The organism is Epibacterium sp. ABV4_022, assembly GCF_056159345.1.
Window position 1 is genome coordinate 2,795,076 of record NZ_JBSWVA010000001.1, and the last position, 25,119, is coordinate 2,820,194.

Genomic DNA, 25,119 nt, shown 5'->3' on the forward strand with positions numbered 1-25,119 from the left:
ATGATCGGGATGCAGCCGTAAGGATCTGAATTACATATATATTTTCAAGATCACCCCTCTCGATCGACGCCGACATGGCTTATTTCCGACACCTGCTTGCGTTTTCACGACCTCGACGGCATGTTGCGCCAAACCCCGGGAGAGATCGGACATTGCCCAACAGCACCTTGAGCGCGCCAGATCGGACCGCCCCTTTACCCTGGCAGACGGTTCACAACCGCCGCCGTGAGGGCCATGGTAAAGACGGGGGGCGTGGGCGATGACCGCAGGCAATGCACGATCCGCGCGCCGACAGCCGCAGAAGGCGGTCCTATCAGCGCCACAACGGACGAGAATCGCGACGGCCACGCCAGCAGCTGCCTGTATCGGGCGCGGTCACTGGCAATCACGCCACGATGCGGGGACAGGCCCGCAGGAAGGAGCCCCATGCGCGCCCTCTTGCAACGTGTGAGCGCGGCCAGCGTCACCGTCGACTCGACCATCACCGGCGAGATCGAATCCGGTCTTTTGGTGCTGGTCTGCGCGATGCAGGGCGACAGCGAGGCCGAGGCCACACAGCTTGCGCATAAAATTTCACGCCTGCGGATCTTTCGTGATGAGGCAGGCAAGATGAACCGCTCGGTGGTCGATGTCGGCGGTGCGGTACTGGTGGTCAGCCAGTTCACCCTTGCCGCCGACACCCGCAGCGGCACACGACCCGGTTTTTCCAAAGCCGCGTCACCAACAGAAGGAGAACGGCTCTATCATTGTTTTTGCGAGAACATCCGGGCGACAGGAGTGCCCGTGGAGACCGGCAAATTCGGAGCAGACATGAAAGTTTCACTTGTGAATGACGGTCCTGTTACAGTTTGGCTGGACACCGAGGATCGTCCCAGCAAGACGAAGTGACCGGGCCCCGGCCCGTCCACGCCGGATTTAGACGCGTTACCAGGTTCAAAGCTGGCCTGCGGCCTGTGTGATCACAAAGCCTGCGCGAAATTTCTGGCAATATTTCTTGCCCCACTGCGCCAAATCGGCAAATCTTGATTCACCATTCAAGAAATCGGGGCTCACCCGAAACCTCGACAGGGAGACGACGAATGAACAATCATCTGAAACACCTCGCACGGGAAGCCGCGCTTGGCCGCATGGGCCGCCGTGAATTCCTCGGCCGCGCTGCGGCGCTGGGTGTCACCGCACTGGGGGCAAACACGCTGCTGGCCTCTGCCGTGAAGGCTGCCGGCCCGCAACAGGGCGGCACCCTCAAGGTCGGCCTGCAAGGCGGCTCCACCACCGACAGCATGGATCCGGCGCTGGCGACCAACCAGGTTGCACTGTCCGTGATCCGTCTGTGGGGGGAACCGCTGGTGGAACTGGGCGAAGACGGCGGTCTCGAAGGTATGGTCGCCGAGAGCTTCGAAGCCTCTGCCGACGCCAAGACCTGGACCTTCAAGATCCGCTCCGGCATCACCTTCTCCAACGGCCAGCCGGTCACCGCCGAAGACGTGGTGGCAACCATGGAGCGCCACTCCGGCGAGGACACCAAGTCCGGCGCGCTTGGCATCATGCGCTCCATCACCAATGTGAAGGCGGATGGCGACACGGTGGTGTTCGAACTGGACAACCCCAACGCCGACCTGCCCTATCTGCTGACCGACTACCACCTGGTGATCCAGCCCAAAGGTGGCATGGATGATCCCACGGCAGCAATCGGCACCGGCCCCTACGTGATGAAGTCCGTGGACATGGGCGTGCGCTTTGTGGCCGAAAAGAACCCGAACTACTGGGGTGATCTCGGCAACGCGGGCACCATCGAATATGTGGTCATCAACGACAACACCGCCCGCGTCGCAGCCTTGCAGGCCGGTCAGGTGGACATGATCGACCGGGTGCCGCCGCGCACCGCGAAACTGGTCGGCCGTGCCCCCAATATCACCGTGCATTCCACCGCAGGTCCGGGTCACTACGTGTTCATCGCCCATTGCAACACCGACCCCTTTGCCAACAACGACGTCCGTCTGGCGCTGAAGTACGGCATCAACCGTCAGGAAATGGTCGACAAGATCCTGAACGGCTTTGGCTCGGTGGGCAACGACACCCCGATCAACGCCTCCTACCCGCTGTTCACCCAGCTGGAGCAGCGCGAGTACGATCCCGACAAGGCCAAGTTCCACATGGAAAAATCGGGCTATGACGGCTCGATCCTGCTGCGCACCTCGGACAACTCCTTCCCCGGGGCACCGGATGCGGCGGCGCTGTTCCAGCAATCGCTGGCAGCCGCGGGCATCACCCTCGACATCAAGCGCGAGCCCAACGACGGCTACTGGTCCGAGGTCTGGAACAAGCAGCCGTTCTGCACCTCCTACTGGGGCGGGCGTCCGACCCAGGACCAGATGTTCACCACCGCCTATCTCTCGACGGCGGACTGGAACGACACCCGGTTCAACAACGAGCAGTTCGACCAGATGCTGATCGCCGCCCGCGGCGAGCTGGACGAGGCCAAGCGCACCCAGATGTATGCGGACATGTCCACCATGGTGCGCAACGAAGGCGGTCTGATCTGCCCGATGTTCAACGACTTTGTCGACGCGACATCCGACCGGATCGACGGCTGGAAGGACGGCGTCAAAGGCCATGCGCTGATGAACGCCTATGCCCCGCTGAAGATGTGGGTCAAAGCTTGATATGAATCCGGTTGTAAAACTTCTGGCTCAGCGCATTGCGCTGAGCCTCCTCCTGCTGTTGATGATCTCGGTGCTGATCTTTGCCGGTACCATGATCCTGCCGGGAGATGTGGCCCAATCCATCCTTGGACAATCCGCAACCCCCGAGGCGCTGGCCAATCTGCGCGCCGAGCTGGGACTGAATGATCCGCCTGTCACCCGCTACTTCCAATGGCTGTTCGGCGCCATTCAGGGTGATCTGGGCACGGCGCTGACCTCCGGGCAGGACATTACCTCTGCCATCAGCTCGCGCCTGTCGAACACGCTGTTTCTTGCCTTCTGGGCGGCGGTCATCGCCGTGCCGCTGGCGATTTTCCTCGGCCTTCTGGCGGTGCGCTACAAGGACCGCTGGCCCGACAAGCTGATCTCAGCCGTGACCCTGGCGTCGATCTCGATCCCCGAATTCCTGATCGGCTACGTCCTGATGTATCTGATCGCCGTAAAACTGCGCTGGTTCCCCTCCGTTGCGATGATCAACGACGGCATGAACCTGTGGCAGAAGCTCAATTCCATCGCCCTGCCTGTTGCGGTGCTGACGCTTGTGGTGCTTGCCCACATGATGCGGATGACCCGTGCAGCGATCCTCAACGTGATGCAGTCCGCCTATATCGAGACCGCTGAACTGAAGGGGCTTTCGACCTTCAAGGTGATCTGGCGCCATGCCTTTCCGAACTCGGTTGCCCCGATCGTGAACGTGGTGATGCTGAACCTTGCCTATCTGGTCGTCGGTGTCGTGGTGATCGAAGTGGTCTTCGTCTATCCCGGCATGGGGCAATATCTGGTGGATCACGTGTCCAAACGCGACGTTCCGGTGGTGCAGGCCTGCGGCCTGATCTTTGCCGCCGTCTATATCGGCCTCAACATGATTGCCGATATCGTCTCGATCCTGTCGAACCCGCGTCTGAGGCACCCGAAATGAAGAATATCCCCGTATCCGCTCTGATCGGGCTGTTTTTCACGGCCCTCTATTTCCTTGGCGCGATCTTCGCGCCGCTCCTGGCCCCCTATGGCATGGCCGAAGTGGTCGGCGACGTCTGGGAGCCCTCCAGCGCCGACTACCTGCTGGGCACCGACAATATCGGGCGTGATCTGATGTCGCGCATGATCTACGGCGGTCGCACCACCATCTTTATCGCCACCGTGGCGACCATCATCTCCTTCACCACCGGCTCCGTCCTCGGCATCTTTGCCGCGGTGGCGGGCGGCTGGGTGGACCAGATGCTGTCGCGCTTTGTCGATCTCATCATGTCGATCCCGACGCTGATCTTTGCCCTTGTGGTGCTGTCGGTGACGCCGGTGACCGTGCCGATGCTGATCCTGGTGATGGGGCTTCTGGATTCCACCCGTGTGTTCCGTCTGGCCCGCGCCGTTGCCGTCGACATCGAGGTGATGGACTATGTGGAGGCCGCCCGTCTGCGCGGCGAGAAAACCGCCTGGATCATCTTCCGCGAGATTCTGCCCAACGCGCTGTCGCCGCTGGTGGCCGAGATGGGTCTGCGCTTCATCTTCATGGTGCTCTTTGTCTCCACCCTGTCTTTCCTGGGTCTGGGCGTGCAGCCTCCTGAGGCAGACTGGGGCGGCATCGTGAAAGAAAACAAGGACGGTATCGTCTACGGCGTCCCCGCCGCCCTGATCCCCGCCTTCGCCATCGCAACGCTTGCGATCTCGGTGAACCTGGTGGCGGACTGGATCCTGAACCGTACCACATCGCTGAAAGGAGGCCGGGGATGAGCGAACCACTCCTGAAGGTCCGCGACCTGAAAATCGGCGCCACGGTTTATCCGCCGGGCGAGAAACCCCATGACATCGAGATCGTGCATGGCGTCAGCTTTGACCTGATGCCGGGCAAGGTGCTGGGTCTGATCGGTGAATCCGGCGCGGGCAAATCCACCATTGGTCTGTCGTCCATGGCCTATGGCCGCGGCGGCGTGAAGATCACCGGCGGCGAGGTCTGGGTCAACGGACGCGATATCCTCAAGTCCAAACTGGGCGATATCCGCAAGCTGCGCGGCGGCGAGGTGACCTATGTGTCGCAATCGGCGGCCGCCTCCTTCAACCCGGCCAAGACCATCATGGAACAGGTGGTCGAGGCCTCGGTCGAGCAGGGAAAATTCTCCCGCAAGAATGCCGAGGCCCGTGCGCGGGCGCTGTTTGACAAGCTGGGCCTGCCCGATCCGGACAATATCGGCAGCCGCTATCCGCACCAGGTCTCCGGCGGCCAGTTGCAGCGCTGCATGACGGCGCTGGCGCTGTGCCCGGAACCCGATCTGGTGGTCTTTGACGAGCCCACCACGGCGCTGGATGTGACCACGCAGATCGACGTTCTGATGGCGATCAAGGAAGCGATCCGCGACACCGGTGTGGCGGCGCTTTATATCACCCACGATCTCGCGGTGGTGGCGCAGGTGTCGGATGACATCATGGTGCTGCGCCATGGCGAAACCGTGGAATATGGCGACGTCAACCAGATCATCAACGAACCGCAGGAAGAGTACACCCAGGCGCTGGTCTCGGTGCGCTCCATCGACCACGAGGAAAAGGCCCCGACGGAAGAACCGGTGCTGTCGGTGCGCAATATCACCGCGCGCTACAAGGGCACCAAGTTCGATGTGCTGCACAACGTCAATGTCGACCTCTACCCCGGTCAGACACTTGCCGTGGTCGGCGAGTCCGGCTCGGGCAAATCGACGCTGGCGCGGGTCATCACCGGTCTGCTGCCACCGCGCGAAGGCGAGATCTACTTTGCTGGGCGCACACTCACGCCGGACTTCAACCACCGCAGCCGCGAGGATCTGCGTGAGTTGCAGATGATCTACCAGATGGCGGATGTGGCGATGAACCCGCGTCAGACCGTGGGCACCATCATCGGCCGGCCGCTGGAGTTCTACTTCGGCCTGAAGGGGGCGGAGAAGAAAAAGCGGATCGTGGAGCTTCTGGACGAGATCGAACTCGGCGAGAAATTCATCGACCGCTATCCGGCAGAGCTGTCGGGCGGGCAGAAACAGCGTGTCTGCATCGCACGCGCATTGGCAGCTAAGCCCAAGATGATCATCTGCGACGAGGTCACCTCGGCGCTGGATCCTCTGGTGGCGGACGGCATCCTGAAGCTGTTGTTGAACCTGCAAAAGATCGAGGATGTGGCCTATCTCTTCATCACCCACGATCTGGCGACGGTGAAGGCGATCTCCGACAACATCGCAGTGATGTACAAGGGCAAGGTGCAACGCTATGGCGGCAAGACGCAGGTGCTGACCCCGCCCTTTGATGATTACACCGACCTTCTGCTCAGCTCCGTGCCAGAGATGAAACTGGGCTGGCTCGAAGAGGTGATCGCCAATCGCAAGATGGAGAGCGCGGGCAACTGATGCCCGCCTCCTGCCAACCGGCAGCGCCCGCGCGATGCGGGCGCAAGACGATACAAGCCCTGTTCGGCCGAAAGGCCGGACAGCGCCCGACCCTCCCCACAGGGAGGGCGCTTCACGCCCCCCCTAGGCTCGGGCGCTGTCCTGAGCACAAATAGCCCACCCCCAGCCCAGGACCTCTCCCATGGACCGCAAACTCCTGCTCATCATCCTTGATGGCGTGCCCTACCGCAATTTCCGTCGCCTGTTTGGCAACCTCGAAGGCTGGGTCGCCTCTGGCGAGGCCCGCGTCTGGAAACACAGCGCGGTGCTGCCCTCGATCTCGGCCAGTTGCTATGCCTCGATCCACACCGGGGTCAGCCCGCAGGAACACGGCTGCACCGGCAACGGCAATGTCTTTCGCCTCAACCACGACGATGTGTTCTCGCAGGTCCGCAAGGGCGGCGGCACGACAGGCGCCGTGGCGCATAGCTTCTGGTCGGAGTTCTTCAACCGCTCCCCCTTCGATTATGTGCGCGACATCGAATATGACGAGCCAGAAAGCGCCACCATCAACCATGGCCGGTTTCACTCGATGACCGGCTATGGCCACGACAACCAGATGACACCCTCGGATGTGGATCTCTTTGCCACGCTCACCAACCTCTGCGGGCGCTTCGATCTGAACTACGGCATGCTGCACACCTGCACGCTGGACAGCATGGGGCACCGGTTCTTTCACGAAAGCGCCGAGATGGACAAAGCCTGCTTTGTCATGGACGAAATGCTCGCGCCCTTCATCCCGCGCTGGCGTGCGATGGGCTATGAGGTGATCGTGACCGCCGACCACGGCCAGGACGACCGCGGCCACCACGGCGGACGCCATCCGCTGCAACAGGAAACCGCGCTCTATTACTTTGGCGACGGCGAAGGCCCCGGCGAAGGCGATGTGATCGACCAGCTGCAACTGGCCCCCAGCATCCTGTCCCGCCTCGGCGCGCCGGTCGCCGACACGATGAAGGCCACGCCCTTTCTGCGCTGACGGCGCTAGCGGCGCCTGACCCCTATCGTGGCCGCCACACGGATGGCCACGATCCCGGCGTAATTCAGCGCCGCAGCCAAAGACCACCATGCCCGAAAGAGGCCGCTTAAGAAGCCGAAGGAGAGGTCGCAGTCCTCGTCGCTGCGCTCAACCTACCGGCACCCGGTGGCCCTATTCGTCGTAGGGCCAGATTTCCTGCCCCAGCCCCTCGATCGCCAGCACGATCCGCTCGAAACTGTCCCGGGCTCGGCCCACGCTGTGGCGGGCGCGCAGGTAGCCATGCACCAGCCCGGCCTCGTTGATCCACTCCGCCTGACCGCCCGCCTTGCGAATGGCATCGCGGTAGGCGCCACAATCATCGCGCAGGGGATCGCAGTCCGCAGAGAACATCACCGTGGGCGGCAGGCCGGAAAAGTTGCGATCCTGGAGCGGCGCATAGGTCGGATCGCCCGCCGGTTCGGTGCCACTAGACCGCACACCCGCATAGAATTTGACATCTTCGAGCGTCAACATCGGCGCCTGTGCATGTTCGCGATAGGACGGCAGGCTGTGATCGCCGCCGAGGCCCGGATAGATCAGCACCTGTCCCAGCACCACATCGAGCCGACCGCGCGCATGATGCGCCACGCAGGCGCTCAGCATGCCGCCGGCGCTGTCGCCCGCCAGCACCACGCCACCTTCGTCATAGGTTTCCGCAATCCATTCCAGCACCGTCCAGGCATCGTCGAACTGCGCCGGGTGCTGGTTTTCGGGGGCAAGCCGGTAGTCCACGGACACCACGCGATAGCCGGTCTGCTCGCAGATTTCGGCACAGACATCATCGTGGCTGTTGAGATCGCCGACAACAAAGCCGCCGCCATGACAGTACATGACCGTGCGGGTGGGATCACCGGCCTGATAGATACGCACCGAGACCGTGCGGACCGTCCGCTCGGTGACCTCCACAACCTCCGCCCGGGGTTTGCGGAACGCCGCCGCCATCTTGTTGTAGACCTCGCGCTGTTCGTCGATGCCGAGGGCCACGGAATCCTCCGGATAGTGGCGGCCCGTCTCCCGGATGAAGGTCCAGGTTTCCTCGTCAATCAGCTTTTCGTAGTCCATGTCCTCACCGTGGCTGGTGTCGCGTTCCAGAAAGCCTAGGACCGCAGCCCCACGATGAAAATGGCAAAATGAAAAAAGCACGCCGGACGCGGCGTGCTTTTCTCTGTCACAGCGCCATGCGGCGCGCAGGCGGCACCCTATGCCTCGGCCTGCTCCCAGGGGCGGGTGAAGGCGCCCAGCACATTGCCGACATCCTCGGACGCGCATCCGTTCAGGCTGATCTGCGCGACCAGACCGCGTTTCTTGTCGTCGATGACCGAACTGACCCGGGCAGGCAGGCCAGCGGCCTCCAACGCGCCATCGTAGATGCGAATGATCGCATGCCGCCGCAAGTCCGGCTTGAACACTTTGCCCACCGCGGTTTTGGGCAATTCCGGCAGGATTGTCAGGTGCTTGGGGATCGCGGCCCGTTCATGGATGTGACGCTTGCAATAGGCCAGCAACTCCTCCTCGGTCACCGTGGCACCGTCCACCAGCTCGACAAAGGCGCAGGGCAATTCCCCCGAATGCGCATCCGGCTGGCCAATGGCGCCGGCAAAGGCCACCGCGTCATGGCCCAGCAGCGCCTCTTCGATCTCTGCCGGGTCGATATTGTGACCGCCGCGAATGATCAGATCCTTGGCGCGGCCGGTGATCCAGAGATAGCCGTCGCTGTCCACCCGACCCAGATCGCCGGTGCGCAGGTATTTCTCCTGATAGTAGAGGTCCACGTTCTTGTCGGCCTCGGTGTAGGTGTGGCCGGGAAACACGCCGGGCGTATAGACGCAGATCTCGCCGATCTCGTCGCAGCCACATTCCGTCAGCCCGTCCGGCGTGCCCTTCACGATCTTCACATCGGAATAGGGGAAGGGAATGCCGATCGATCCGACCTTTTTCTCCCCCTCCACCGGGTTGCAGGACACAAGACAGGTCGCCTCGGTCAGGCCATAGCCCTCCACCAGTGTGACACCGGTGGCCTTTTCAAAACGGCGGAACAGCTCCAGCGGCAAGGGAGCAGAGCCGGAAAAGGCGGTCTTGATGGTGGAGACATCCGCATCCACCGGGCGCTGCATCTTGGCCGAGATCGCTGTTGGCACGGTGATGATAAAGGTGATCTTCCAGCGCTCACAGAGCTTCCAGAAATTGTCGAACACCCCCTCGCCGCGATAGCCCTGCGGGGTCGGGAACACCACATGCGCACCAGACGCAACAGCGGCCATGACGATCACATGGCAGGCAAAGACATGGAACAGCGGCAGCGGACACATGATGTTGTCCTCTTCGGTGAAGAGGAGCGTGTGACCGAGCCAGCCGTTGTAGATCATCCCCTGGTAGGTGTGCTGCGCCACCTTGGGCATGCCGGTGGTGCCGCCGGTGTGGAAATAGCAGGCCACCCGGTCGCCGTCGCTGTCGGGAAAGGTCAGCTCGGTCGGCTGTTTGGCCATTTCCTTGCGAAAACACTTGTAGTCCGCATGGGCATGCGCCTTGTTCACCTTGGGCCGGATCAGCGGCACGATCCAGGATTTCGGCGGCGTCAGATAGCGGTTGAGATCGACCTCCAGCACGGTCTTGACGCTGGGAGCATGGGCCACCGCCTCGGCCACCTTCTGCGGCACGTCGGTCTTGGGAAACCCCTTGAGCGTCACCACCACCTTGGCGCCGGTTTCACGCAGGATGGACGCGATCTGCTCGGGTTCCAGCAGCGGGTTGATCGGGTTGACGATCCCCGCCACGGCGCCGCCGAGCATGGTAATCAGCGTCTCGTTGGCATTGGGCAGCACGTAGGCGACCACGTCCTTTTCCCCGATGCCAAGGGACCGGAACAGGTTTGCAGCCTGGGTGGTCTTGTCCTTCAGCTCGCGCCAGGTCAGCGTTTCCGCCTTGTCGGTCGGGCCGGACAGGATCTGATAGCTCACCGCCTTGTTGTCCGGGAAATTCCCCGCCGTGCGTGACAGGAGCCCATAGAGCGTTTTGGGCACATCCCGGTCCGCCCATGCGCATTCCTGTTCGATCGCCGCGACATCCGCGGTCGTTGCAAAAGCCATGTTTCTCCTCCCCTAGCCCGTTCCTCGGATCTTGATTGTTCCTCACCGGATACGATGATTGCAATTGCATCAGCGTGCAAGCGACACTGGCGGTTCACGTAAAGGAAGCTCATTTGTGACGCTGCGCCATTTGCCGCCCAAACAGGTCAGGACACCGTCCTGCCCTGCCCGCACATGGACCTGCGCAGGACGGTCAGGCGACCGCGGCCCCATCGGTGAATTGCAGGCGCGCCAGACGCGCATAGAGCCCACCTTCGGCCACAAGACTGTCGTGGCTGCCGACGGCGACGATCCGGCCCTGATCCATCACCACGATCCGGTCGGCCTGTTTGACGGTCGCCAGTCGGTGGGCCACCACGATGGTGGTGCGATCCCGGCTCAGATCCTCAAACGCGGCCTGCACCAGACGTTCACTCTCCGCATCGAGCGCCGAGGTCGCCTCGTCCAGCAACAGCACCGGCGCGTCGCGCAGGATGGCGCGGGCAATGGCAATGCGCTGCTTCTGCCCGCCCGACAGCATCACGCCGCGTTCGCCCACATAGGCATCATACCCTTCGGGCAGCTTCATGATGAAGTCATGCGCGGCGGCGGACCGTGCGGCGGCCTCGACCTCGGCATCGGTGGCATCCGGACGCCCAAAGCGGATGTTGTCACGCGCCGTGGCGGCAAAGATCACCGGATCCTGCGGCACCATCGCCACATGGCGGCGGAAGTCCTGCCGCGACAGGGCGTTCAGCGGCACCCCGTCCAGCCGGACCTCGCCGGATTGCGGGTCATAAAACCGCTGGATCATCTGGATGATCGTGGTCTTGCCCGCCCCGGACGGGCCGACAAAGGCCACCGTTTCGCCGGGATGAATGGTCAGATCGACCTGATCCAGCGCCGAGACATCCGGCCGCGACGGATAGGTGAAGGACACGTTGTCGAACCGCAATTCGCCGCGCACCGGCTCCGGCAGGGTCTGTGCCGACATCGGGTCGGTGACGCTGTCCTCGGCCTGCAACAGCTCGACCAGCCGCTCAGTGGCCCCCGCCGCCCGTTGCAACTCGCTCCAGATCTCGGACAGGGCCGCAACCGAACCAGCCACCATCACCGCATAGATCACGAACTGCACCAATGCGCCTTCGGACATGTCGCCAAAGCGCACGTCGTTGGCCCCGATCCACAGCACCCCGACAACACCGGCAAAGACCAGAAAGATCACGATCACCGTGAGCCAGGCGCGCGTCTGGATGCGGCGGCGCGAGACGTCATATGCGGTTTCGGTCATTTCTGCAAAATGCTGACGGCTGAGATCCTCGTGGGTGAAGGCCTGAACGGTCTGCACCGCCCCCAGCGCCTCGCCCGCATTGCCCGATGAGGCGGCGATCCAGTCCTGGTTCTCCTTGGAAATCGCCCGCAGGCGGCGGCCCAGAAACAGGATCGGGACAATCACCGCCGGTACGATCAGCAACACCAGCGCCGTCAGCTTGGCCGATGTCAGCAGCATCAGCACCAGCCCGCCCGCAAAAATCAGGAGATTGCGCAGCGCGACAGAGGCCGAAGAGCCCAGCACCGACTGGATCAGTGTGGTGTCGGTGGTGATCCGGCTCAGCACCTCGCCGGTCATGATTCGCTCGAAGAAGGCCGGGCTCATGCCAATGATGCGGTCGAACACCGCCTTGCGGATGTCCGCCACCACCCGTTCGCCCAGTTTGGTCACCAGCGCGTAGCGCAGCCCGGTGCCAAAGGCCAGCAGCGCCGCCATCACCATCGCCGCGGTGAAATACTGGTTCAACAGCGCCGCATCCGTGATCCGGAAATTGTCGACCACCCGGCGCACCGCCAGCGGCAGGGACAGAGACACGCCCGCGGTCAGCGTCAGCGCCGCCAGCGCCGCAAGGATCATCCCCCGATAGGGCCGCATGAACGGCCAGAGCGCCTTCAGAACGCCAATCCGGCGAGAGCTCTCGCGATCTTCGTTGCCGCCTGAGGTTTGCACCGCACGTCGTGCCATGAAGGCTCCTTTGCTCGCCAATCTTCATCTGGCGCGCACAGCGCCCGTCCCGCCCCGTGTCATGGCCTCGCGCCACTGGCAGGTCAAGGCTGCATTGGCCGCCAAACTGGGTAGTATCGCCGCAGTTGCGCAATACAAGCAGTTGAAGCAACAGGTCTTTTTATCGGCTGGGAAAGTTTTGGAGCGGGTAGCGGGAATCGAACCCGCACCTTAAGCTTGGAAGGCTCTTATGATACCATTTCACCATACCCGCTTCGTATCGTGTGATGTATGTGAAGGTTTTTTTGCCGTCAACCACATATCCGGTATTTTTCCCGCCGGACCCGCGTCGCCCCCGGATTTTCGCGGTCTCTCTTCGGCGGATCAGACCCGCCCCCTTTTCCACATTGCACAGAGTCCCTAGTGTCAGGAGGTCTCTGCCCTCTTCACAGCCCCGAACCCCTCATGCCGCATCTCCCCCGCGTTGCCATCCTGACCTCTCATGGCCAGCCGTCTGCGCCCCCTCCCCCCGAGATCCATCTCGCCGCGGTGGCAGCAGCCGTGAACGACCAGCTGCCCGATTGGGAGGTCCGGTCTGCAACCCTGTCGTCCAAAGGGTTTCTGGAGGCCGCCATGTGTGAGGATGCGGTGATCTATCCCTTTTTCATGGCGCGGGGATGGTTCACCGGCAAGGTCTTGCCGCGGCGCCTGACCGGGTGGCGATACCGGATCGCCGCGCCGTTTGGCCTTGATCCGGCGCTGCCGGCGCTCACAGTCACCGCCATCCGGGACGCGGTTGCATCGCGTGGCTGGGCGCTCGACGATACCGAGATCCTGCTGGCTGCACATGGCTCGGCACGCGGTCCCAAGGCAGCCGAGGCGGCCGAGTCCTTTGCTGCGACACTGCGCGCCGACCTGCCCGGGCTGAACCTGCGCACCGGCTTTGTCGAGGAGACACCGTTCATCGCGGACGCGGCCCGATCCCTTGGCCCCCGCGCCCTATGCCTGCCCTTCTTTGCCCAATCCGGCGCCCATGTGCGCGAAGACATCCCCGAGGCGCTGGCCCACGCCGGCTTTCAGGGCGACACCCTGCCCGTTCTTGGCGCACTGCCCGGCGTCCCCGAGCTGATCGCCAAGGCCATCCTCCAAACGCATCACCAAAGCACGACGGCGCAAGGTTAGCTCTCTCTCAGCGCCCCAGATGGTCCCGCCTGGCGTATCGCTTGCCAGCGCCTCGGTGGACGGAACGGTCGGAACGGGCAGAGCATTCACTGGGCTCCGTGTCCCCGTCCCGCAGTGCCTCAAACCAGGCTTCCAGAAGTCCCAAGAATTTCGTGAGAGATCGTCGTTTTGCCCCTTGCGAACCCATCAGAACACAAATAGACAGTGTGGCACGCTCAGTGGCAGGACACCACCCGCCACTGTTAAGCGATTGATAAGGCGAGTTGGCGGAGTGGTGACGCAGCGGATTGCAAATCCGTGTACACCGGTTCGATTCCGGTACTCGCCTCCAACTCTTAGCAGTTTCCAGCTCTCAACGCTCTGCGCAACATGCGCGTTTTGGCTTCGTTACGTTCGTCTTGCATCGCGTTGTCCGCAGCCCCTTCCGCATGTTTCTGCGCCAACCGGCGGGCGGTGATAAGCCTCTCAGTGGTGGCGACATCGGACACACGGCGGCGCACGACATGTTTCACAAACTGAAGCGCGATCCGGTCCGCGGCGGACCAGATCACATGATGTTTCCGGATTTGTTGCCCGCCCCCGTGCCGGCAGTGCGAACGTCAGGGGCGCGCTCGACAATCAGGCCTTCTGCGTCGCTTCGCCCTCTGCCCGCACTGCGGAGAGCGACTGGTTGGGCGTCAGCGCCTCCGGGTCGACGACAATCTCGATCATGTAGCCTCCCCTGGCAGTCCGGGCGCGTTCCAGCGCGGCCGGGAAATCGCCGGTGGACAAGACCCGTTCGCCTGCGATGCCGAAGGAGGCCGCATAGGCCACAAAATCCGGGTTCACCAGCTTGGTCGCCATCACCTTGCCGGGGTGGTGGCGCTCCTGGTGCATCCGGATGGTGCCATACATGCCGTTGTTCACCACCACAAAGATCACATCCGCGCCGTGCTGAACGGCGGTGGCAAGCTCCTGCGAGGTCATCATGAAACAACCATCACCGGCCATGGCAACCACCGTGCGATCAGGATGCTGAAGCTTGGCCGCCACGGCCGCAGGCACCCCATACCCCATGGAGCCGCTGGTGGGGGCAAGCTGGGTCCGATAGGCGCGATGCTGGTGAAACCGGTGCAGCCAGACCGTGTAGTTCCCCGCCCCGTTGGTATAGATCGTGTCCTGCGGCAGCGTCTCGCTCATATGGCGCACCACATGGCCCATGTTCACATCCCCGGGCACCTCGGTCGGGGTCTGGAAGGCAAGGTAGTCCGCCCGCTGGTCCTGAAGCCAGTCCGCCCAGACATACGGCCCATCGGGGACGGTAATGGCCTCGGCGGCGTCAAAAAACAGCTCCGGATCGGAGTGGATCGCGAGATCCGGCTGATAGACCTGCCCCAACTCCTCGGCGCCCGGATGCACATGCACAAATGTCATCTGTGGATGCGGGATGTCGATCAGCTCGTAGCCCTGGGTCGTCATCTCGCCAAGACGCGGCCCGACCGCGATCAGAAGATCAACATCTTCACGCAAGCGTTTGCGAAGATTGGGAATCGGTGCGATGCCGACAGGACCGACATAATTGTCGTGACCGTTGTCCACATAATCCTGACTGCGGAAGGATGTGGTCACGGGCAGCCCGAGCCGTTCGGCAAATGCCAGCGCCTTTTGCGCGCAGCGGTCGCTCCAGCCGGGACCACCCACCATCAGCATCGGCCGTTCGGCGCGCGCGATCATCGCCTGCAGGGTCTCCACATCGCCAGCGGTCGGCGCAGGGCGTGCCGGCGGGGTCGCCCGCAGGTCCGCGACCGCAACCTCATCGGTGAGCATGTCCTCGGGCAACGCCAGCACCACTGGCCCGGGGCGCCCCGACAGCGCCGTTTTCCATGCCCGCGCCATATACTCCGGGATACGGGCGGCATCATCGATCTGCGCCACCCATTTCGCCATCTGGCCGAACATGCGGCGATAGTCGATCTCCTGAAAGGCCTCCCGGTCGACCATCTCGCGCCCCACCTGCCCGATCAGCAGGATCATCGGGGTGGAATCCTGAAATGCGGTGTGCACGCCGTTCGACGCGTTGGTCGCCCCCGGCCCTCGTGTCACGGCGCAGATGCCCGGCTTGCCTGTCAGCTTGCCATAGGCGTCGGCCATATTAGAGGCACCGGATTCGTGCCGGCAGGTGACGACGTTGATCGCCTCCTGATGGGCGTGAAGCCCGTCCAGCAACTCCAGGTAACTTTCCCCGGGTACACAATAAATCGTGTCTGCCCCTAGAATGCGCAACTGATCCGCAAGAATTCTGCCCCCGCTGCGACGCGGCGGTGTGGTGGATGGTGCTGATACGCTGGACATCTGTTGGTCTTCCTCTCCTGATCGCCGAGATCATATCCATTGCAAAGGCTGCGCCTAGACCCGGTGAGGGGGAATTCGGCAGATTTACGAGCAAGCTGTCAAATTGACGCCAGCCGGGTGGCCGCGCCGACAAAGCCACCGTCAAAGGCTGTGGAAAACGCCAGCCAAAACTGTGGATAAATTCGGGATTTCCACGTGGGTTCAAGCGGTTTCTCCCAGGTCATCATGTGGGTATCGCCCCCTCTCGGCATGCGCTGCGATCCCCATGACCCGCCTCAATCACCGATCTTCAATGGACCCCGTCGTTTTGCGCAGGCGAGCACGCAGCTCCGCCAAATCTCATCTTTAGTCGCCGGATAGGCGTTTGAACCAGAAACAGCAGAAATGTACGCTAAAGACAATTTTAGGGAAATTTTCCGGAGTATGTGGCAGAGAATATCAGATAAGGACAACGCATTTTGGGGCCACCCCACGTCGAAAACTCCGCCATTGCACTCGAACGCCGCCACGGTCAAGACAGATCGCGCGGGCTGCGCGCGATCCGCACTGTCATGCCCCCGGACAATTGAGCGGCTAAAGTCCTCGAAGATATTGCATCACTGCCGGGCGCACAGTCTGATCGCCCCGATGGCGCGCATCAGAGATGATCTTGCGCAACTCGCCCAGATCCACCCGCATCAGCAGCGATTTGACCGGACCGATGGAGGCCGGGCGCATCGACAGGGTACGGATGCCCATGGCCGCAAGACAGACCGCCTCGATCGGGCGCCCCGCATCCTCGCCACAGAAACTCAGCGGCGTGCCGGAAATGTCGCAGCGCTCCACGATGCGCTCGATAAAGCTCAGGAAGCTCACATTTAGCGTATCGTAGCGTTTGCGCACCCGTTCATTTTCACGATCCGCCGCAAAGAAGAACTGCTTCAGATCGTTGCCGCCAATCGACAGGAAATCCACTTCTTCAAAGAACTTGAGCGGCGCAAAACCAAGCGATGGCGTCTCCAGCATCGCCCCGACCTCCAGACTGGAGGGCAGGATATGACCCAGACGTTTTTCGCGTTCGATGGTCTTGTTCACCTCTTCTCGTGCCAGCCGGTACTCCTCGAACTGGGCGACGAAGGGGAACATGACCGTCAGCGGGCCGCCATTGGCCGCGCGGATCAACGCCTGCAGCTGCATCCGCATCACGCCGGGTTTATCAAGCCCCACGCGGATCGCTCGCCAGCCAAGCGCCGGATTGGGTTCATCCTGCGGCTTCATATAGGGCAGCACCTTGTCGGAGCCGATATCGAGCGTGCGAAACACCACGCGTTTGCCATGCGCGGCTTCCAGAACCCGCTGGTAGAGCGCCACCAGCTCGGACCGCTTGGGCATCTTGTTGCGGACCAGAAACTGCAATTCGGTCCGGAACAGGCCAACGCCTTCTGCACCGGAGTTGTCCAGCGACGGAAGATCCGCCATCAGACCGGCATTCATCACCAGATTTATTCTTTGACCATCGGTCGTTATGGCAGGTTTGTCACGTATCGACGCGTAGCGCTCCTGCGCCTGTGCCTGCATCGCGATCTTGTCGCGAAAGGCGCTGACGACGGGATCGTCGGGGCGCAGATGCACCACGCCCTGATCGCCATCGACCAGCACATGATCACCGTTCAGCCCCTCCGTCGTGATGCGCGCCGCGCGCACCACCAGCGGAATCGCCAACGCCCGCGCCACAATCGCCGCATGAGAGCCAACGGAGCCTTCCTCAAGGACGATCCCCTTCAGCTTGCGGCCATACTCCAGCAATTCCGCCGGGCCGATATTGCGGGCCACCAGAATGGGGTTGTCCGGCAACTCGGCGCCAGTGTCCTTGCCCTGCCCAGTCAGAATGCGCAGCAAGCGGTTCGAGAGATCATCCAGATCGCTCAGACGTTCGCGCAAATAGGCATCCTGCACCTGCGCCATACGGCCACGGGCGAGGGATTGCTCTTTTTCCACCGCGGCTTCGGCGCTGAGGCCACGCGCGATGTCTTCTTCCATGCGCCGCATCCAGCCCTTGGAATTGGCAAACATCCGATAGGTTTCCAGAACCTGCGCCTGTTCCTTGTCCGCGCCGGAGACCTGAAGCATCTTGTCGACGCCCACGCGCAGCTCGTCCACCGCCTCTTGCAGGCGCTCCAGTTCGCGGTGGGGATCATCGGCGATGGGGTTGGTGACCACCACGCGGGGTTCGTGCAGCCAGATGTTGCCCTCGGCGGCCCCCTCCTGGGCGGTGATCCCCTTCAGGATCACGGACTGCTGGTGCAGCGGCGACATCGCCGAGCCCTCACCCACAAAGGCACCCAGCTCGGTCATCTCGGCAATGACCATGGCCACCACCTCAAGCGCATAAACCGCGTCGGAGGAATATTCACGGGTCTCCTTGGACTGCACCACCAGGACGCCCATCATCTCGCCCAGACGTTGGATCGGAATCCCGAGGAAAGAGGAAAACCGCTCTTCTCCCGTCTCGGGCATGTAGCGGAAGCCGCGCGCGCTGGGGGCATCGGGGGTGTTGATGACCTTGCCGGTGCGGGCCACGCGCCCCACCAGCCCCTCGCCCACGCGCATGCGGGTTTGGTGCACGGATTCGCGGTTCAGACCTTCGGTGGCGCAGAGCTCCAGCGTTTCTTCGTCGCGAAACAGATAGATGGAGCACACTTCGGTGCCCATGCTGTCGGCAATCAGCTGAGTGATCTTATCAAGGCGGGCCTGCCCGGCATCATCTCCTGCCATGGCCTCGCGCAGACGACCCAGAAGCTTTCTGCTCTCGGATTCCGTGTTCTCAACCATGTTCGCCCTTTCCCGGGTTTTTCATTTGACGCCACGGATGCCCTGTCACCCACCCGTTCACGATCCGGCGTTCCGAATATCAGATGACGCTCATGCGCATCAACTCTCTTCGCACCGGACGCGAGGTCACAGGCAATGTGTCGACTGGCCGGGGCGCTGGCAAGAGGTTTTGCAGCAAATACCCGTCTGCGCCGCCCCTCTGCTGGCAGCATGTGTGCTGCCCCGACCGGCTTGCCTGCCGCACGCTCGAAAAAAGCGAATGCGCAAAAACAAACGCGCCGGAGGAAACCTCCGGCGCGCATTCAATCAACGGCAACGCGTATCAGCTTGCCTTGTCGAGCTCGAACGCATCATGCAAGGCCTGCACCGCGAGCTCCATGTATTTGCGATCCACCAGCACGGAGATCTTGATCTCGGAGGTGGTGATGACCTTGATGTTGATGCCCTCATCCGACAGCACCTTGAACATCTTGGCGGCAACGCCGGACTGCGACCGCATGCCGATCCCGACGACGGAAATCTTTGCCACACCGGTATCCGCCACCAGTTCGGCATAGTTCAGCTCGCCCTTGTCCTTGTAGGCGTTGAGCGCAACCTCGGCGCGCTGCACCTGATCGGTGGGGCAGGAAAAGGTCATATCGGTGCGCCCATCTTCAGAGATGTTCTGCACGATCATATCGACGTTCACACCCGCATCAGAGAGGCAGCCAAAGATGGTCGCCGCAATGCCGGGACGGTCCGCGACCGAAAGACAGGTCAGCTTGGCCTCGTCGCGAGAGTAGGCAACGCCGTTAACAACATTGGATTCCATGATTTCCTCCTCGTCGCAGACCAGCGTGCCGGCCTCGTCGGATTGTTCTTCAAAGCTGGAGAGCACGCGCAGTTTGACCTTGTAGCGCATGGCCAGTTCCACAGAGCGGGTTTGCAGCACTTTTGCGCCCAAGGATGCCAGTTCCAGCATTTCCTCAAAGGCGATCTTGTCGAGCTTGCGCGCCTTTTCACAGATGCGCGGATCGGTGGTGTAGACGCCGTCCACATCGGTATAGATGTCACAACGCTCGGCCCCAAAGGCCGCCGCAAAGGCCACCGCCGTGGTATCGGATCCACCGCGCCCCAGCGTGGTGATACGGCCCTCGGGCGAAATCCCCTGAAAACCCGCAACCACGGCCACTTTCATGCCCTCGCCGAACTTGGCGTTGATATTGTCGGTGCCGATGTCCTCGATCCGGGCCTGACTATGGGCGGAGTTGGTCTTGAGTGGCACTTGCCAGCCCTGCCAGCTGCGCGCGGGCACGTCCATTTCCTGAAGCGTCAGCGCCATCAGCCCGGCGGTCACGTTCTCGCCAGAGGACACGACCGCATCATATTCCCGCGCATCATACAGCGGCGAGGTCTCGCCCACCCAGCCGACCAGCTCGTTGGTCTTGCCGGACATGGCGGAGACGATGACGATCACGTCATAGCCCTTGGCGACTTCAACGCCAACACGTTTGGCAGCGCGGCGAATGCGATCCAGATTGGCGACAGATGTGCCGCCGAATTTCATCACAAGTAGGGGCATGAGGTGTGGTTTCCCTCCGCTTGCGGGGTTAAGGGTTCGCGCGTTCTTAGGCGAGCGACCGGCCAAGGGCAAGACGGACCTGCCCTTTATTTCAAGGCCAAGGGCGTTTTGCGCAAGCATCAGCCCCAAGCGGAACTAGCTGCGCCAGAAACGAACCGTCAGGATCGCATAGACCGCCATCAACTCCAGCCGCCCGATCAGCATGGCAATGGCCAGGATCCACTTGGCGGTGTCGTTGAGGGGCGCAAAGTTGCCTGCAGGCCCAATGATATCGCCCAGACCCGGGCCGATATTGGCCACTGCGGTTGCGGCACCCGAAATCGCGGTGATGAAATCCAGCCCCGTCAGCGCCAGCGCCCAGGCCACAATACCCAGCGTGATGACAAAGAACATGAAGAAGGAGATCACCGAGCTCAGCACATCCGGCGTCACCGGCCGCCCCTCGTAGCGGGGCACAAACACCCCGTTGGGCGAGCGGATCCGCTGCACCTGCACCCGGATCGAGGCAAAGAGCAGCTGGTAGCGGAAGATCTTCACCGAACAGGCCGTCGAGCCCGCACAGCCCCCGATCAGGCCGATGAAGAAGAAGATCATGATCAGAAACGCACCCCATTGCATGTAGTCCACGCTGGCATAGCCGGTGCCCGACATGATGGAGATGATGTTGAACAAGGCCTCGCGCACGGCTTGTTCGGGATGATGCGGGAAGATGGACACAAGGACCGCTGCCGAAACAAGAACCAATACGGCAATGGTGGCCAGGAAGGTCTGGATCTGACTGTCCCGGAACAAGGGCGTCATCTGGCCATTCACCATCTGCACATAGCGCACGAAGGGCAGCGCCGCCGCCACCATGAAGAACGAGGCCGCATATTCCGCCGGGCCGGAGAAGGTCCCGAAGGATGCATCGTAGTTGGAAAACCCGCCGGTGGACATGGTGGTCATCGCATGCACCAACGCATCAAACGGCCCCATGCCCAAGACGGTGTAAACCAGTGCACAGACCATGGTCAGCACCAGATAGATGACCGAGATCTGCTTGGCGATCTCCTGCGCGCGCGGCAGGATTTTCCCCATGGTGTCAAAGGCTTCGGACTTGAAGATCTGCATGCCGCCGACCCGCAGCTCGGGCAGGAACACCATGGCCACCACAATGATGCCGATGCCTCCCAGCCATTGCAGGATTCCGCGCCACAGCAACAGCCCGCGCGGCAGATCGTCCAGACCGGAGATCACGGTGGAGCCGGTGGTGGTCAGCCCCGACATCGCCTCAAAGAACGCATCGGTGAAACTCAGCTCCGTCGCGCCCAGCATCAACGGGATCGCTCCAAAGAACGGCAACGCCACCCACACCAGCGTGGTCAGCAGGAAGGTCTGGCGGATCGACAGTCCCCGCCCGATGCCATTGGCGCAGGTCAGGGCCAGGCACCCCCCTGCCAGCAGGCAGATCACGGCGCTTTCCAAAAACACCGGCCACTCCCCCTTGCCATCATAGAGGTCAAGGAGAAGTGGAAAGACCATCATCCCGCCCAGAATAGTGACGAGCAGGCCGATGACATATCCGACGGGGCGCAGATCCAACATGAGGCGCAGCGTTGGCAACCCCTGCTCAGACTGTCAAGACAAAGCGATCACGACTCGCGCTTTGTCCCATCTTTGCCGGTTTTCGGCCCGGGCATCTCCGGCGGTGTCGAGGGTGTGCGCGGACGCCGGCGCGGCGCAGCTTTGCTTTGCTCCGGGGTCGCGGGGCGTGCCTCCTGAACCGGCTGAGCGGTCTTTGTTTTTGCCGGCGCAGTGGCCTGCGGGCCTGTCGATTTGGTCGCGGGCTTTGCCGCCTCCGGTGCGCCAGCGCTGACACGTGCCGCTTGCGCGGGACGTGCAGGTTGCGAGGTTTTGGCGGGTGACGCGGCCTTGCGCGCCGGTGTTGCTTGTGTCGCCGGTGTCGCCTGTGCCGTCGGGGTCTTGGCGGGTGCTTTCTGAACCACTGCCTTGGCGGGGGAGGGTTTTGGCGCCGCCTTTCGCGTGGCGGGTTTGCGGGCCGCCGGCTTGCGCGGGGTGGTGGCCGTCTTGGCCGCGGCGGTGGCATGCGCGCCCGCGGCCCCGTCAGCCGCAGCAGCAGGGCCATGCATCCCGCTGATCCACTCCTGTTGCGCCTTCAGCATTGCCTGCGCCATATGCAACTGGTGCTGCGGCGCCTCGGCCGCCCATGTCGCCATGGCGCGCATCATCTTTACCTGCCGCCCCAAGGCATAGCCTGCCCAAGCCTGCGGCGTTGTGGGAATGTCTTTGAAACCTTCAAACCGGATCATGTGAGCTCCTCAAGGTCGGTCATTGTCGCATTCAAACAGGCCAGGCGCCCGCTTGACTGACGCAAGCGCCCCCTCACGACTCACGCTAACATGATTTTCCTTCGCAACAGCAGAAAAATGCCGCAACGCGGCAAAAACCGGCACCCGACCTCCGATAAAGGGGCCTTGTCTTCATCTTTTCATAAATATCTCGGGGAGCGCGAGGGGCAGCGCCCCTCGCATTGATCGCGTCAACCGCGATGGATCAGGGTCGAAAACAGCTGCGGGTCAAGGCTCGGTGCGGCGAACATCGTCCCCTGTGTCAGCACCGAGACCGCATCATGGCTGTGCAGGCTTTCCTGATGGCTCGCCACCACCCGGAAATCGCCCACGCGCGCGTCGCCTTGCAGCGCCTCACAGAACAGCCGTGCCGCATCTTCAACAAAGATCGGATTGGCCGCATTCAGCTCCGCAAAGGCCTGCTCGTCCTCGCGTTTGACCATCACCTGCGTCTCTGTCGGCACTGCACGACGACAATGGTCGATCAGGTCCTCGAACCACAGACAGCCGCCATCCTGTTCCATTTGCACGGAAATCCGCGCAACCGAGCGCTGCGAGTGCGGTGTCGCCAACTGTCCGCGTGCCTGGCGTGCATGCTCTGAGAGTTCGAGCGAACAGGGACAGGTGGAGGAATACACGTAATCCAGATGCACGATGCGATGGCGTTGCCCGGCGATCTGCACCAGCTCCAGCGCCACGTCATAATACTGATAGCCCGACAGACCCGAACGCAGGCTCTCCACTTTCACCGGGAAGGAAAACCGCATCTGAAGCCGCGCATCGCCGCTGTCAAGATCGCTGAGGTAATCCTCAAGTGCCGCCTCCATCACATCGAAGGAGAACACTTTCTCCGCATGTTTGTAGAAGCTGCGCATGATGCGGGACATGTTGATGCCCTTTTTCTCGGCATCAAGGCTCACGGTGCCGGTCACGCTGGTTTCCAGCGTCAGATCGCCGTTGTCGCGGGTATGAAAGCGGATCGGCAGGCGGAAATTGGAAATGCCGACATGCTGGATCTGCTCTTTGGCGCCCCGGATCAGGCTGGACGGGCCGTTCTGCAGATCCGGCAGCGTGGCGCGATAGGTCTCGGATGCGTCGAATTCTTCCGGGTATTGGCGCTTCAGATCCGGGTAGTTTTGTACTTCCCGGTTCGGCAGCAACCGCGCGATCGCCGGGTCGAGCTGCGCCACTTCGGTCTCGCTGGCACCACCGGCCCAGCGCCGCAGCACCGCCAATGCCTCCTCGGCCTCCGACCGATCCGGCGTATCGTTCACATCACGAGAATGGATATTCATAAACCCGTACTCCTGTCCCAGCAGCAAAGCGCCTGCCCGCAATTATCTAGGGTAGTACGGCAGGAAACACAAAACAGATCACCTAAAAACGCCACTAAAGGTCTCTGATCTGACCTTTTGCACCGTGCTTTCCCGCCCCGCGATGGGTCCGCAGCAGAGCGCTCAGGTTCTGCTGCGGCGGATGCAAGGCAAGTCAGCTGATCGCCGCAAGCGCCTGATTTACATCCGCGATCAGGTCGTCCGCATCCTCAAGACCCACCGAGAAGCGTACCAGCCCGTCGGTGATCCCAAGTTCGGCGCGCTGATCTTCGGACAGGCGCTGGTGGGTGGTGGTCGCCGGATGGGTGGCAATGGATTTCGCATCGCCCAGATTGTTGGAAATCACCGGGATCGTCAGCGCATTGAGAAAGGCAAAGGCCGCGTCCTTGCCGCCCTTGATATCCAGCGACAGCACCGTGCCGCCCTTGCCGCCCAATTGCCGCTGCACCAGGTCGTTCTGCGCATGGGTCTTCAGACCCGGATAGATGGTGCGCGCCAGGGCCGGATGACCGTCCAGCGCCTCGGCAATCTGCAGCGCGCTCGCGGCCTGTGCATTGACCCGCAGATCAATGGTTTCCAGTCCTTTGACGAACATCCAGGCATGAAACGGGCTGAGCGAGCCACCGGTGTGTTTCATGTAAGGCTCCAGCGTGCCGCGGATGTAATCCTTGCTGCCCAGCACCACGCCCCCCAGCGCGCGCCCCTGCCCGTCGATATGTTTGGTGGCCGAATAAACCACCACATCCGCGCCCTGTTTGATGGCGTTGGAAAACACCGGCGTGGAGAACACATTGTCGACCACAACAGTCGCGCCGACCGCATGGGCGATCTCGGCGACGCCTTTGATGTCGATCACCTCAAGCGTCGGGTTCGACATGCTCTCAAAGAACACCGCCTTGGTATCCGCGCGCACGGCCGCACGCCATGCCTCCAGATCGGTGCCATCAACAAATGTCACCTCAACCCCATAGCGGGTCAGGATGCTCTCGAGAATATAGAGACAGGACCCAAACAGCGCCTTGGCAGACACCACATGATCGCCCGCCTTCAGGATCGAGGTCAGCGCGCCATTAACTGCGGCCATGCCGGATGCGGTGGCAAAAGCGTCCTCGGCCCCTTCGAGCAGCGCGATACGTTCTTCAAACATCGCAACGGTGGGGTTGCCATAGCGGGCATAGATAAACTCATCCGGGCCGGTTTCGATAAACCGCGCCTCTGCCTGCTCTGCACTGTCGTAGACAAACCCCTGGGTCAGGAAAATCGCCTCGCTGACCTCGTTGTACTGGCTGCGCCGGGTGCCGCCGTGAACCAGTTTGGTGCGTTTGTTCCAGGTCTCAGTCATCGTATCGCCTCCGCCGGTCACCGCC

The 25,119-nt window shown here is 62.1% G+C and carries 17 protein-coding genes and 2 tRNA genes; 8 read left to right on the top strand and 11 right to left on the bottom strand.

Annotated elements, in window-relative coordinates:
- Positions 1 to 426: 426 nt before the first annotated feature.
- The 6 genes from dtd (at position 427) to ACXAF5_RS13280 (ending at position 7,085) form a co-directional block, all read left to right on the top strand.
- Entirely contained in the window at positions 427 to 888 is a 462-nt protein-coding gene (gene dtd, locus ACXAF5_RS13255; RefSeq protein ID WP_474946937.1) for a D-aminoacyl-tRNA deacylase, read from the top strand.
- 191 nt (positions 889 to 1,079) lie between these two features.
- The gene (locus ACXAF5_RS13260) at positions 1,080 to 2,663 is read left to right on the top strand and encodes an ABC transporter substrate-binding protein (RefSeq protein WP_474946938.1); all 1,584 of its coding nucleotides are present in this window, start codon (positions 1,080 to 1,082) and stop codon (positions 2,661 to 2,663) included.
- 1 nt (position 2,664) lies between these two features.
- A complete protein-coding gene (locus ACXAF5_RS13265) occupies positions 2,665 to 3,621 on the top strand; it encodes an ABC transporter permease (RefSeq protein ID WP_239320968.1) in 957 nt (318 codons plus the stop codon).
- Complete coding sequence (locus ACXAF5_RS13270; RefSeq protein ID WP_474946939.1) at positions 3,618 to 4,433, top strand: ABC transporter permease; 816 nt, start codon at positions 3,618 to 3,620, stop codon at positions 4,431 to 4,433. Before ACXAF5_RS13265 ends, ACXAF5_RS13270 begins: the two co-directional genes overlap by 4 nt.
- Positions 4,430 to 6,067, top strand: coding sequence for an ABC transporter ATP-binding protein (locus tag ACXAF5_RS13275; protein WP_239320963.1), 1,638 nt, complete (start codon positions 4,430 to 4,432; stop codon positions 6,065 to 6,067). The genes ACXAF5_RS13270 and ACXAF5_RS13275 overlap by 4 nt, the downstream gene beginning before the upstream one ends.
- A 181-nt stretch (positions 6,068 to 6,248) precedes the next feature.
- Entirely contained in the window at positions 6,249 to 7,085 is an 837-nt protein-coding gene (locus ACXAF5_RS13280; RefSeq protein ID WP_474946940.1) for an alkaline phosphatase family protein, read from the top strand.
- A gap of 171 nt (positions 7,086 to 7,256) precedes the next feature.
- Here the strand turns inward: ACXAF5_RS13280 and ACXAF5_RS13285 are convergent, their stop codons facing one another.
- The 4 genes from ACXAF5_RS13285 to ACXAF5_RS13300 all read right to left on the bottom strand — a co-directional run bounded on the left by ACXAF5_RS13285 (position 7,257) and on the right by ACXAF5_RS13300 (position 12,459).
- Positions 7,257 to 8,186 carry an alpha/beta hydrolase gene (locus ACXAF5_RS13285; protein ID WP_474946941.1) on the bottom strand — a complete coding sequence of 310 codons (930 nt, stop codon included), beginning with the start codon at positions 8,184 to 8,186 and terminating at the stop codon, positions 7,257 to 7,259.
- 137 nt (positions 8,187 to 8,323) lie between these two features.
- Positions 8,324 to 10,210 carry an acyl-CoA synthetase gene (locus tag ACXAF5_RS13290; RefSeq protein WP_474946942.1) on the bottom strand — a complete coding sequence of 629 codons (1,887 nt, stop codon included), beginning with the start codon at positions 10,208 to 10,210 and terminating at the stop codon, positions 8,324 to 8,326.
- Between the two features lie 193 nt (positions 10,211 to 10,403).
- Entirely contained in the window at positions 10,404 to 12,206 is a 1,803-nt protein-coding gene (locus ACXAF5_RS13295) for an ABC transporter transmembrane domain-containing protein (RefSeq protein ID WP_474946943.1), read from the bottom strand.
- A 179-nt stretch (positions 12,207 to 12,385) separates the two neighbouring features.
- A tRNA-Gly gene (locus ACXAF5_RS13300) sits at positions 12,386 to 12,459 on the bottom strand.
- 191 nt (positions 12,460 to 12,650) lie between these two features.
- Here ACXAF5_RS13300 and ACXAF5_RS13305 point away from each other — a divergent pair.
- Positions 12,651 to 13,367, top strand: a complete 717-nt coding sequence (locus ACXAF5_RS13305; protein ID WP_474946944.1) for a CbiX/SirB N-terminal domain-containing protein — start codon at positions 12,651 to 12,653, stop codon at positions 13,365 to 13,367.
- A 257-nt stretch (positions 13,368 to 13,624) separates the two neighbouring features.
- Positions 13,625 to 13,698, top strand: a tRNA-Cys gene (locus ACXAF5_RS13310).
- 287 nt (positions 13,699 to 13,985) lie between these two features.
- Here ACXAF5_RS13310 and ACXAF5_RS13315 read toward each other — a convergent pair.
- From ACXAF5_RS13315 to metZ, 7 genes are all read right to left on the bottom strand, one after another.
- Complete coding sequence (locus ACXAF5_RS13315; RefSeq protein WP_474946945.1) at positions 13,986 to 15,698, bottom strand: thiamine pyrophosphate-binding protein; 1,713 nt, start codon at positions 15,696 to 15,698, stop codon at positions 13,986 to 13,988.
- A 573-nt stretch (positions 15,699 to 16,271) separates the two neighbouring features.
- A complete protein-coding gene (ptsP, locus tag ACXAF5_RS13320; protein WP_474946946.1) occupies positions 16,272 to 18,509 on the bottom strand; it encodes a phosphoenolpyruvate--protein phosphotransferase in 2,238 nt (745 codons plus the stop codon).
- Between the two features lie 322 nt (positions 18,510 to 18,831).
- Entirely contained in the window at positions 18,832 to 20,070 is a 1,239-nt protein-coding gene (locus ACXAF5_RS13325; protein WP_474946947.1) for an aspartate kinase, read from the bottom strand.
- Between the two features lie 135 nt (positions 20,071 to 20,205).
- Positions 20,206 to 21,654, bottom strand: a complete 1,449-nt coding sequence (locus tag ACXAF5_RS13330; protein ID WP_474946948.1) for a TrkH family potassium uptake protein — start codon at positions 21,652 to 21,654, stop codon at positions 20,206 to 20,208.
- 47 nt (positions 21,655 to 21,701) lie between these two features.
- Complete coding sequence (locus ACXAF5_RS13335) at positions 21,702 to 22,379, bottom strand: hypothetical protein (protein ID WP_474946949.1); 678 nt, start codon at positions 22,377 to 22,379, stop codon at positions 21,702 to 21,704.
- Between the two features lie 230 nt (positions 22,380 to 22,609).
- Positions 22,610 to 23,713, bottom strand: a complete 1,104-nt coding sequence (folE2, locus tag ACXAF5_RS13340; protein WP_474946950.1) for a GTP cyclohydrolase FolE2 — start codon at positions 23,711 to 23,713, stop codon at positions 22,610 to 22,612.
- Positions 23,714 to 23,906: 193 nt separating this feature from the next.
- Entirely contained in the window at positions 23,907 to 25,094 is a 1,188-nt protein-coding gene (gene metZ / locus ACXAF5_RS13345; RefSeq protein ID WP_474946951.1) for an O-succinylhomoserine sulfhydrylase, read from the bottom strand.
- Between the last annotated feature and the right edge of the window lie 25 nt (positions 25,095 to 25,119).

Bases quoted from the DNA above. Each gene is read 5' to 3' on its own strand.
- dtd (WP_474946937.1), top strand. From the start codon at position 427: ATGCGCGCCCTCTTGCAACGTGTGAGCGCGGCCAGCGTCACCGTCGAC.
- ACXAF5_RS13260 (WP_474946938.1), top strand. From the start codon at position 1,080: ATGAACAATCATCTGAAACACCTCGCACGGGAAGCCGCGCTTGGCCGC.
- ACXAF5_RS13265 (WP_239320968.1), top strand. From the start codon at position 2,665: ATGAATCCGGTTGTAAAACTTCTGGCTCAGCGCATTGCGCTGAGCCTC.
- ACXAF5_RS13270 (WP_474946939.1), top strand. From the start codon at position 3,618: ATGAAGAATATCCCCGTATCCGCTCTGATCGGGCTGTTTTTCACGGCC.
- ACXAF5_RS13275 (WP_239320963.1), top strand. From the start codon at position 4,430: ATGAGCGAACCACTCCTGAAGGTCCGCGACCTGAAAATCGGCGCCACG.
- ACXAF5_RS13280 (WP_474946940.1), top strand. From the start codon at position 6,249: ATGGACCGCAAACTCCTGCTCATCATCCTTGATGGCGTGCCCTACCGC.
- ACXAF5_RS13285 (WP_474946941.1), bottom strand. From the start codon at position 8,186: ATGGACTACGAAAAGCTGATTGACGAGGAAACCTGGACCTTCATCCGG.
- ACXAF5_RS13290 (WP_474946942.1), bottom strand. From the start codon at position 10,210: ATGGCTTTTGCAACGACCGCGGATGTCGCGGCGATCGAACAGGAATGC.
- ACXAF5_RS13295 (WP_474946943.1), bottom strand. From the start codon at position 12,206: ATGGCACGACGTGCGGTGCAAACCTCAGGCGGCAACGAAGATCGCGAG.
- ACXAF5_RS13305 (WP_474946944.1), top strand. From the start codon at position 12,651: ATGCCGCATCTCCCCCGCGTTGCCATCCTGACCTCTCATGGCCAGCCG.
- ACXAF5_RS13315 (WP_474946945.1), bottom strand. From the start codon at position 15,698: ATGTCCAGCGTATCAGCACCATCCACCACACCGCCGCGTCGCAGCGGG.
- ptsP (WP_474946946.1), bottom strand. From the start codon at position 18,509: ATGGTTGAGAACACGGAATCCGAGAGCAGAAAGCTTCTGGGTCGTCTG.
- ACXAF5_RS13325 (WP_474946947.1), bottom strand. From the start codon at position 20,070: ATGCCCCTACTTGTGATGAAATTCGGCGGCACATCTGTCGCCAATCTG.
- ACXAF5_RS13330 (WP_474946948.1), bottom strand. From the start codon at position 21,654: ATGTTGGATCTGCGCCCCGTCGGATATGTCATCGGCCTGCTCGTCACT.
- ACXAF5_RS13335 (WP_474946949.1), bottom strand. From the start codon at position 22,379: ATGATCCGGTTTGAAGGTTTCAAAGACATTCCCACAACGCCGCAGGCT.
- folE2 (WP_474946950.1), bottom strand. From the start codon at position 23,713: ATGAATATCCATTCTCGTGATGTGAACGATACGCCGGATCGGTCGGAG.
- metZ (WP_474946951.1), bottom strand. From the start codon at position 25,094: ATGACTGAGACCTGGAACAAACGCACCAAACTGGTTCACGGCGGCACC.